The sequence below is a fragment of the Desulfonatronospira sp. MSAO_Bac3 genome, assembly GCF_003838035.1.
GTDB lineage: Bacteria > Desulfobacterota > Desulfovibrionia > Desulfovibrionales > Desulfonatronovibrionaceae > Desulfonatronospira > Desulfonatronospira thiodismutans.
The window spans coordinates 1-6,066 of sequence record NZ_QYZY01000072.1; the positions used below are offsets into that span (position 1 = coordinate 1).

Here is a 6,066-nt window from a genome sequence, read left to right on the forward strand (position 1 = left end):
CCTTCCTGCTTGCGGTAAACCATGTAAAATCCCTGCTCCAGACCGCCTTCTTCAAGTTCCATGGGGATAACTTCTTTATCCTGCAGTTCCTGGCGGACCATGAATTCGGGCATAAGGGAGAAACCCATGCCCGCCTTGACCATTGATTTTATGGCCTGGTTGCTCTCAGAGAGGCACACATGCTTGAAGTGCTTAAGCGTCAGGCGCTGGGCCTTTAAAAAGTCTGTAAATTCCTTGTGAATTCCTGCCCCTTCCTCTCTTAAGACCACGGGGGTTTCCAGAAGATCCTTTACTGAGACCGGTCCTGAGTCTGTTCCCTGGTTGGGACTCTTGAACAAAACAAGGGGGGCGCGGCCTATCTCTTTGGATTGCAGGCCTTTGTTCCGGGGGTCTACTCCGGTAATCCCCAGATCAAAAATACCGTTTAAAAGTCCCTGAAAAATTTTTTCGCATTTGAGGACGCTCAGGGCCACCCGCGTATCAGGGTATTTGTTCTGAAGGGACTTGAGGATGTCCGGAAAGAGGTATTCCCCGGCAATAAAGCAGGTGCCCAGGCGCAGTGTGGCCATGAGCCTGTCTGCATGCCGGTCCATGCTCTGAAACAGTTCTGCCTGCAGTGTTTCCAGTTTGACGGCGTATTCGTAAACAGTCCCGCCTTCCTGGGTGAGTTTTATCCTGCCTTTTTCCCGTATCAGAAGGGGGACTTGAAAATAGTTTTCCAGGGCCTGGATCTGGAGGCTTACAGCGGGTTGAGTCAGATACAGTCTGGCTGCGGTCTTGGAAAAACTCTTCTGGTCCACCACTTCCTTGAAGGTCCTCAAGGCATAAAGGTTGAGTTCCATTGGACCCCCTTTTTCCGGGGTTTGGTTGCAACCTTTTGTATAGCAGCCCTGAAGCCCTGTGTCTATAAAAAAGAATCCCGGTTTTACAGGAAGACCTGCGTTTCGCGCGGACCGGCATCATTTTCCGGAGGGACGGGGGAAAATCATCCGGTCCGCACTGGACGCAGAAGAGGCAGTCAAGAGAATCGTCTTGACCTGTACGCAGTATGTTCAGCAGCAGAAAAGCTGACATGCAGCCACTTTGAAATTTTAGAGGTCCAGTGTTTGTCTTGCCGGACCTCCTGGGTGTGCTCTTTAATGTTAGAGGCTTATAAGGTGTCAATAATTCAGTTTAAGCTTATCTGAGCCAGTCCACGTGCTGTTCGCATTCATCAATGCTTACCGGTTTCATGGAGTGACAGGCGTTGCAGTTCTCCTTGCCGTGGGTGTAGGGTTGCATGTTGTCGTGGCAGCGCATACAGCTTTCCACTGATTCGTGAGGCTTGCTGGTCACTTCAAAAGCGCCTTCATCAGCCAGCTTATTGAGCATTTCCACAGTTTTTGTCACACAATCCGAAGTAAGGCCGCCGCATCTGTGTTTTCTTTCCTCTGAGCCGCGGGCTACGCCTGCTTCCTTCATCCACTTGGTCACAGAGACGTGACACAGGCTGGAGTCCACGGGTACCTTGGGCAGGTCCATGCCTGCGGGCTGGTATTCGGGGAAGGGAAACTTCATGTACCAGGCCATGAGTTCATCGCACAGTCTGCCTTTGGTCTGGTTGTCCACGGGCATGGCCCCGATAAGTGTCAGGGGCGGTACCAGGGCTCCACAGATGGAGGCCCAGCCGGTGCGTACCCCGGAAGAAAAGACCCAGAACATGGAAATGGGGAAATGGGTGTAGGGTTCGCCTACTTCCTGGGCCAGATAGCCGAACAGACCGTCGGCTGCTCCAGGTCCTCAGCCGCCTTTTTCCATGTAGGCCTTGAAGGCCATTTCCGCGGCAATGTCCTTATCCAGCTTTTTGTAGGGAAAATCACCGGAAAGGGCTGCGCTGGCCTGGCCGGCTCCCAGCAGGGAATGGCTGGCGAAACCCATGGTTCCGGCAACAGCCACCCCGGCCATGGTGGTGCCCATGCCCTTTAAAAAACTTCTCCTGGAATTTTGTGTTCCTTGGCCTTGCATAATACCTTCCTCCTTATTGGGTTTTCCGGTTGCAAATCTTTATATGTTGTCCAGAAAAAATGAGCTTATGGTCTGGCCAGCCGAAGAATTGCTGTTTATTATTATTTAATTAGATACCCTATACATGAGGGTCAAATTAAAAAAACTTATGAATGTATAAAAGTGCTTAATATCACAATCCAAGCTTTATACAGCCTACATGCCGACCATGAAACAAAGCCATGGAGATACTTTAATTTATAGCCACTGAATATGATCGGAGGTAATCTCTATAAATCCAGGACGCTATCTGGTTTCCATCCGGAAAGTCTTTCTTTCCGGATGTCGAAGCTATTGGTTTTCTTTCCGGAAACGAGGAATTTTTTCTTTTGGCAAGGAAATCAAGCAATTATGAGGAGGCGTATCTTAATACGGTGACGAATAATTGTGCAGAGTGACGCCGCCAAAAGGAAAAAGAACCGTTTCCGGATGAAAACTATCTGCAAGGCCTGGCAAAACAAAGGAGGTGTGACATGTCTATTCAGTCCGCAAAGGCATTTCTGGAACTGGTTCAGAAAGACACGGGTCTGCATTCAAGGCTGGCCAGGTGCCGGGATTCCATGGAAATAATGGATATTGCCCGGGAAAAGGGGTATGATTTTACCCCGGATGAGGCCAGGATGGTAATGGAGCAGCCTTGCGACGGAGTGCATGACAGGATGCTGGAGATGCTGGTGCAGTCCCTTTATGCCAGGAGTCAAGGCCATGGCAAAAAAGTTGATAGCCATGCTGTCCCGGCTTAAAGAAGTCAATTTAAAAAGCTGCAATCAAAAAACTGCCGATAATTCCTCCAAAATCCGGGCATTGTGCACTGCCGTAAGGCCCCCGCAATGCCCGTTTCAGATTTCAATTTTCCCTTAGCACTACAGCGAAACTTATAAAAATTTTCTGCCTGTCTAATTCGGGGACAGGCACTTTTGCCGATTGCTAATTTGCAAATGCTTAAAAAATTCGGCGGCAAAAGAGCCAGTCCCCGGAGGACAATAAATAATTTTCGCTGTAGTTTTATCCAGAATCAAATACTTTCGAAAACTTGACAGGCGCTTTTTCAGGTTGTAATTTTCATTCAGTCATTTAGCTTATTGTGCAAATATCAACTTATGGATAAATTTCTGAAACAGACCAAAGCCTTGGCGGACGGCAATCGTTTGCGCATTATCGCGGCTCTTCTCAGGCAGCCGGAGTTGTGCGTCTGCCAGATTACCGAGCTTCTGGGGCTGTCCACGGCCACGGTTTCGCGGCATATAAGCGTCATCCAGAATGCAGGCTTAGTGACATCCCGCAAGGACAGCCGCTGGGTGTATTACCGGCTGGCGGATGATTTTCCCGGGAGGCTCAGGCAGTGGTTAGAAGAGGAGCTTATGTATTCCCGGGAAATGGAAAAGGACAGGCTCACACTCAAATTCATCCTGTCCATGTCCGTGGAAGAACTATGCAGTAAAAGAGGTAGATGATCGGGCAGGATCCGGGTACTGATCAACTTTGAAACCAAGAGGAAAGAAAATGGCTGAAATCAAGGTCAGTAAAGAGATGTCCGTTCTGGACCGTTTTTTGACGGTCTGGATTTTTACGGCCATGGTTGTAGGAGTATTGACCGGGTTTTTATTCAAGGGTCCGGTGGAAACCTTCAACGAAGCCCTGACTGTGGGCGAGCACACCAACCTGCTTATAGCCTTCGGCCTGATACTAATGATGTATCCGCCCCTGGCCAAGGTGAAATACGAGCTCATGCCCCGGGTTTTTTCGGATTTTAAAATTCTGGGACTGTCTCTTCTTCAGAACTGGATTGTGGGTCCGATACTCATGTTTACTCTGGCTGTGGGGTTTTTCGGTTATATAGCCCCGGCTATTTTCGGACCTGACGAGCGCTGGGGTTACTATATGGTGGGGCTGATCCTGGTGGGTATTGCCAGATGCATTGCCATGGTCCTGGTCTGGAACACCCTGGCCAGGGGCAACAGTGAATACGCAGCCGGGCTTGTGGCCCTGAACAGTGTTTTTCAGATTATAGCTTTCGGTTTGTACGCCTGGGTTTTCATCACAGTCCTGCCTCCACTATTCGGAATGGAGGGCATGGTGGTGGACGTGACCATTGGTGAGATTTTCGCCAGTGTCATGATCTATCTGGGCATCCCCTTCGGCGCCGGAATTCTAAGCCGGGTGATTCTTCTGCCCATCAAGGGACATGACTGGTACGACAATGTATTTGTGCCAAAAATCGCCCCCATAACCCTCATTGCCCTGCTTTTCACCATTGTGGTCATGTTCAGCATGCAGGGAGAGCAGATTGTGCATAGACCCTTTGACGTGCTCTGGATCGCTATTCCCCTGACGTGTTATTTTGTTTTCATGTTTCTCATCAGTTTTTTCATGGCCTCCAGGCTTGGAGCCGACTACAGCCGCAGCACCACACTGGCCTTTACCGCCTCGGGCAACAATTTTGAGCTGGCCATTGCCGTAGCCATTGCCGTTTTCGGCATTGCCTCGCCCATAGCTTTTGCCACGGTTGTCGGCCCATTGGTTGAAGTGCCGGTGCTCATCGGCCTGGTGCATGTCAGCCTGTATTTTCTGAGAAAGTATTTCGGCGGGGTGGTCCGGGATGACGGACTGCAGACCCAGGACGCAGGCTACGGGGGTCAAGGTACATGCGCTGTGGGCGAGAGGGTTTATCCATCCATATCCACAAAGAAGTAATTTAAAGCGAGGCAGCTGGCTATGAGCCTGGATAGACAGACTTTATCAGATGGATTCAAGACAGTTTTTCTGCCCTGGTTTCTTTTATTGTTTGGAATGTTTACCGTGGTCTATAAAACGGTAACAGGCGATAACCTGTTTCCGGTATATGACTATGGAGAACTGCAGGATTATACACTGTGGGAGATACCGTATGTTTATATTCTGAACTACGCCACCAGGGCCTGGGGTACGCTTCTTTTCGCCTTTATGCTGGGCGGGGTGATCGCGGCCTTTGTGCCCAAAGAGAAGATGAAAAAGTACCTGACCAGCAAAAACTTTTCATCGTATGTCCTGGCGGCCCTGCTGGCTCCGGCCATGACCGTATGTTCATGCGCAATGATCCCCATCTTTGGAGGGCTGGTTGTTGCCGGTGCAGGTGTGGGGCCTGCGGTGACCTTTCTGTTGATGGCCCCGGCAGCCAATTTTATTGCCATAATAACCACCATTGACATAATTTCCTTAGAGATTGCCGTGGCCAGAGTGGTTTTTGCCTTTTTCGCGGCCATACTCGTGGGTTACCTGGTATCTATGACCAGGGCCGCAAAGGCGGTGGAGGAGCGCTTTGCCGGGATGGCGGTCCAGGCCCGGGAGGATTATCAGGAGTACAGGGAAAGCTTTGCCCGGAAGAGCAGCAACGCTCTGTATGAAGCCGGTGATCTTTTGAAAAAGGTCGTTCCTTATCTTGCCCTGGGGCTTCTGGTGGTCAGTTACGTGGACGCTTTTCTGCCACCGGCAATAGTGGCCCAGTACCTGACCGGCATAACCGGAGTGGGGCTATCAGCCGTGCTTGGAGTACCTCTGTATACACCGACCCTGGTGGAGATATTTCTCATCCGGGCGCTTCTGGACCTGGGAATGGCCCCGGCTGCTGCCCTGGCTTTTCTCATAGCCGCGCCCATGGCCTCCATTCCCTCCATGCTGGGGGTGGCCTCCTTAGTGGGCAGACGCCTGGTGATCAACTATGCTCTGCTGTCCGTACTCATGGCTTTTGTGGCCGGCAGCATATATTTGTATATATTTTAAGCTGATGCAACTATTCATCAGGGTCCGGGGGCTTTGCAAACAGGACGTAAAGACTCACTCCAAGGAAGCGTAAATCAAAACCTACACACGGGTTTGATAGCCAGGATATTTCCTGTAACATACTTTGAATCAAGTTCGGTGTATTACGGTTTTGATTAACGCTTCCTACGTCGTTCAGATCCCGCACTTACTTTTTGGCAAATATTGATTTGAAAACTGGGCAGACGTAGAAAAAGTAAGTGCGGGACCCAGTTTGCAAAGCCC

The 6,066-nt window shown here is 50.2% G+C and carries 7 protein-coding genes; 4 read left to right on the plus strand and 3 right to left on the minus strand.

What is annotated here, in order from left to right; all coding sequences use genetic code 11:
* From D5S03_RS02640 to D5S03_RS02650, 3 genes are all read right to left on the minus strand, one after another.
* Positions 1 to 842: LysR substrate-binding domain-containing protein (locus D5S03_RS02640; RefSeq protein WP_287042603.1), on the minus strand; the 842-nt coding region annotated here is incomplete at its 3' end.
* 337 nt (positions 843 to 1,179) lie between these two features.
* Positions 1,180 to 1,758 (minus strand): C-GCAxxG-C-C family (seleno)protein, encoded by a 579-nt coding sequence (locus D5S03_RS02645; RefSeq protein ID WP_502697109.1) that lies wholly within the window; start codon positions 1,756 to 1,758, stop codon positions 1,180 to 1,182.
* 21 nt (positions 1,759 to 1,779) lie between these two features.
* Entirely contained in the window at positions 1,780 to 2,004 is a 225-nt protein-coding gene (locus D5S03_RS02650) for a twin-arginine translocation signal domain-containing protein (protein ID WP_040418783.1), read from the minus strand.
* 512 nt (positions 2,005 to 2,516) lie between these two features.
* Here D5S03_RS02650 and D5S03_RS02655 point away from each other — a divergent pair.
* The 4 genes from D5S03_RS02655 to D5S03_RS02670 all read left to right on the plus strand — a co-directional run bounded on the left by D5S03_RS02655 (position 2,517) and on the right by D5S03_RS02670 (position 5,802).
* Complete coding sequence (locus tag D5S03_RS02655; protein ID WP_008871060.1) at positions 2,517 to 2,786, plus strand: Nif11-like leader peptide family natural product precursor; 270 nt, start codon at positions 2,517 to 2,519, stop codon at positions 2,784 to 2,786.
* A gap of 357 nt (positions 2,787 to 3,143) precedes the next feature.
* Positions 3,144 to 3,497, plus strand: coding sequence for an ArsR/SmtB family transcription factor (locus D5S03_RS02660; RefSeq protein ID WP_287042604.1), 354 nt, complete (start codon positions 3,144 to 3,146; stop codon positions 3,495 to 3,497).
* 49 nt (positions 3,498 to 3,546) lie between these two features.
* Complete coding sequence (gene arsB, locus D5S03_RS02665; RefSeq protein ID WP_008871057.1) at positions 3,547 to 4,737, plus strand: ACR3 family arsenite efflux transporter; 1,191 nt, start codon at positions 3,547 to 3,549, stop codon at positions 4,735 to 4,737.
* Between the two features lie 21 nt (positions 4,738 to 4,758).
* Positions 4,759 to 5,802 (plus strand): permease, encoded by a 1,044-nt coding sequence (locus D5S03_RS02670; protein ID WP_008871056.1) that lies wholly within the window; start codon positions 4,759 to 4,761, stop codon positions 5,800 to 5,802.
* Positions 5,803 to 6,066 lie beyond the last annotated feature (264 nt).